A 3,008-nucleotide genomic window follows, 5' to 3' on the forward strand; every position below is an offset into this window, starting at 1 on the left:
GTTTTTGGGGCAGCGCCTGGCTTACAGCACGTGCACCCCGATCCACCAGGCAATGGCCGCCACGAAGGCCGACGCCGGGATGGTGAAGATCCAGGCCCAGACGATGTTGCTGGCCACGCCCCAGCGCACGGCCGACATCTTCTGCGCCGCACCCACGCCGACGATGGCGCCGGTGATGGTGTGCGTGGTCGAGACCGGAATACCCAATGCAGTGGCGATGAACAAGGTGATCGCACCACCGGTTTCGGCACAGAAACCACCGACAGGCTTCAACTTGGTGATCTTTTGCCCCATGGTCTTGACGATGCGCCAGCCGCCAAAGAGCGTGCCCAGGCTGATGGCACAGTAGCAGCAGATGATGACCCACATGGGCGGCGCTTCCGGCGAGGAATAGCCGGAAGCGATCAGCAGCATCCAGATGATGCCGATGGTCTTTTGCGCATCGTTGCCGCCGTGGCCCAGGCTATACATGGAAGCCGACAGCAATTGCAGGCGACGGAACCAGCCGTCGATCTTGCGGGGCGTGGAGCGATAGAAGATCCACGATACGGCGAGCATCATCAGCGAACCGAACACCAGGCCCAGCAAGGGAGAAAGCACGATGAAGAGAATCGTCTTCAACAGGCCTGCCGAGATCAGCGCGCCGGTGCCAGCCTTGGCTACGGCCGAACCGACCAGGCCGCCGATGAGGGCGTGCGAGGAAGAAGACGGAATGCCGTAATACCAGGTCACCAGGTTCCAGAAGATAGCGCCGATCAAGGCCCCGAAGATCACGTACTGGTCGACGATGGCAGGGTCGATGGTGCCCTTGCCTACCGAGGCTGCGACGTGCAGCTGGTGGAACACGAACACCGCCGCCAGGTTGAAGAAGGCGGCCATGGCCACCGCGGTCTGCGGGCGCAGCACACCGGTGGAAACCACGGTGGCAATCGCGTTGGCGGCATCGTGGAAGCCATTCATGAAGTCGAACAGCAGTGCCAGGACGATCAACAACGCGAGGATATGTAAGCTGATTTGGATTGTTTGCATGGGGAAACCGTTGTGTGAAGCCAGCGGCGCCCCTTTTTGGAATCGCCGCTACGCCAGGGGATCAGGCGTTTTCGACGATGATGCCTTCGATGATATTGGCCACGTCTTCGCAGCGGTCGGTCACGGTTTCCAGGATTTCATAGATGGCCTTGAGCTTGATGAGCGTGCGCACATCCGGTTCATCGCGGAACAGCTTGGACATGGCCGCACGCATGACGTGGTCGGCATCGGATTCCAGGCGGTCGATTTCCTGGCAGATCGACAGGATCTGGCGCGAATTGTCCATGTTCGACAGCAGGCCGACAGCAGCCTGCACCTTTTCCGCGCACGACAGGCACAGCTCGGCCAGACGCTTGGCTTCAGGAGTGATGGACTTGATGTCGTACAGGGAAATGGTCTGGGCAGCGTCTTCCAGCAGGTCCAGGATGTCGTCCATGCGGGTGATCAACTGGTGGATGTCATCGCGGTCCAGCGGCGTGATGAAGGTCTTGTGCAGCAATTCGATGGCATTGTGCGTCACCTTGTCGGCTTCCTTCTCGACGGCTTCAATGGCGTGCACGCGAATTTCGAGGTCATCGAAATTGGTCATCAGCGCTACCATTTCCTTCGCGCACTTGACCGCCAATTCGGCGTGCTGATTGAAAAGGTCAAAGAATTTGCCTTCAGTGGGCATCAATCGTCCAAACATTTTTCTCTCTCATCAATGGTGAGCGCCCGGTTGGAGCGCCGTTTCGAACCGGCCTGCGGCTGCCTCCCCCACGGGAGCCCTCATTCCGCCCTGCCGGTCCAGCACGAATGGCCTCGGGAGCCATTCGTCCTACATGACACGAGCGGCACTGCGCCGCCCGTGATCCTGGTGCAGCGGCGCGCTGTACTGCCGCGCCACCCGACACCCTTCAGTCGCCGCCGTAAGGCTGCGCCAGATTACCGATATAGTTGTCGTACTTGGTATACATCCCCAGGAAGGACAGGCGAATGCTGCCGATGGGGCCATTACGCTGCTTGCCGATGATGATTTCCGCAGTTCCCTTGTCGGGCGAGTCGGGATTGTAAACTTCATCACGGTAAATGAACAAAATAACGTCAGCATCCTGCTCGATGGCGCCCGATTCGCGCAAGTCCGACATCACGGGGCGTTTGTTGGGGCGTTGTTCCAGCGAGCGGTTCAACTGCGACAGCGCAATGACCGGGCAATTGAGTTCCTTAGCCAGACCCTTCAGGCTACGCGAGATTTCCGAGATTTCGGAAGCGCGGTTTTCGGAGGAGCTGCCACCATTGCCCGACATCAGTTGCAGGTAGTCGATGATGATCAGGCCCAGCTTGCCGCATTGGCGAGCCAGGCGGCGCGAACGGGCGCGCAATTCAATCGGGGACAGGGCCGGAGTTTCGTCGATGTAGAACTGGGCATCGTTCATCTTCTGGATGGCGTGCGTCAGGCGCGGCCAGTCCTCGTCCAGCAGGCGACCGGTACGCAGGCGGTGCTGGTCCAGGCGCCCCACCGAACCCAGCATACGCATGGCAAGCTGGGCGCCGCCCATTTCCATGGAGAACACGGCCACCGGCAAGCCCGATTCGATAGCGACATGCTCACCGATGTTGATCGAGAAAGCGGTTTTACCCATGGACGGACGACCGGCAACAATGATCAGGTCACCCGGCTGCAAGCCGGAGGTCATCTTGTCCAGGTCGATGAAGCCGGTGGGTACGCCCGTGATGTCGCTGGAAGCGTCACGGTTATAGAGCTCATCGATACGCTCGACCACCTGGGTCAACAGTGGCTGGATTTCCATGAAGCCCTGCGAGCCGCGCGAGCCTTCTTCAGCGATGGCGAAGATCTTCGATTCGGCCTCATCCAGCATGGACTTCACGTCCTTGCCCTGGGGATTGAAGGCATTGCCGGAGATTTCATCGGCCACCGTGATCAACTTGCGCAAGATGCCGCGATCACGCACGATCTCGGCATAACGGCGGATGTGGCC

Annotated in this window: 3 protein-coding genes; all 3 read right to left on the reverse strand. The window is 59.8% G+C overall.

What is annotated here, in order from left to right; all coding sequences use genetic code 11:
- Positions 1 to 21: 21 nt before the first annotated feature.
- Entirely contained in the window at positions 22 to 1,029 is a 1,008-nt protein-coding gene (locus tag I5W_RS22905) for an inorganic phosphate transporter (protein WP_044530978.1), read from the reverse strand.
- A 61-nt stretch (positions 1,030 to 1,090) separates the two neighbouring features.
- The gene (locus I5W_RS22910; protein WP_017450965.1) at positions 1,091 to 1,717 is read right to left on the reverse strand and encodes a DUF47 domain-containing protein; all 627 of its coding nucleotides are present in this window, start codon (positions 1,715 to 1,717) and stop codon (positions 1,091 to 1,093) included.
- A 208-nt stretch (positions 1,718 to 1,925) separates the two neighbouring features.
- Positions 1,926 to 3,008, reverse strand: a 1,083-nt coding sequence (gene dnaB, locus I5W_RS22915; protein ID WP_044530979.1) for a replicative DNA helicase, incomplete at its 5' end; no start/stop codon positions are given.

Source organism: Herbaspirillum sp. B65 (assembly GCF_000333555.1).
Classification (GTDB): Bacteria; Pseudomonadota; Gammaproteobacteria; order Burkholderiales; family Burkholderiaceae_D; genus Herbaspirillum; species Herbaspirillum rubrisubalbicans.

Coding starts and splice junctions, on each gene's coding strand:
- I5W_RS22910 (WP_017450965.1), bottom strand. CDS start 1,717: ATGTTTGGACGATTGATGCCCACTGAAGGCAAATTCTTTGACCTTTTC.
- I5W_RS22905 (WP_044530978.1), bottom strand. CDS start 1,029: ATGCAAACAATCCAAATCAGCTTACATATCCTCGCGTTGTTGATCGTC.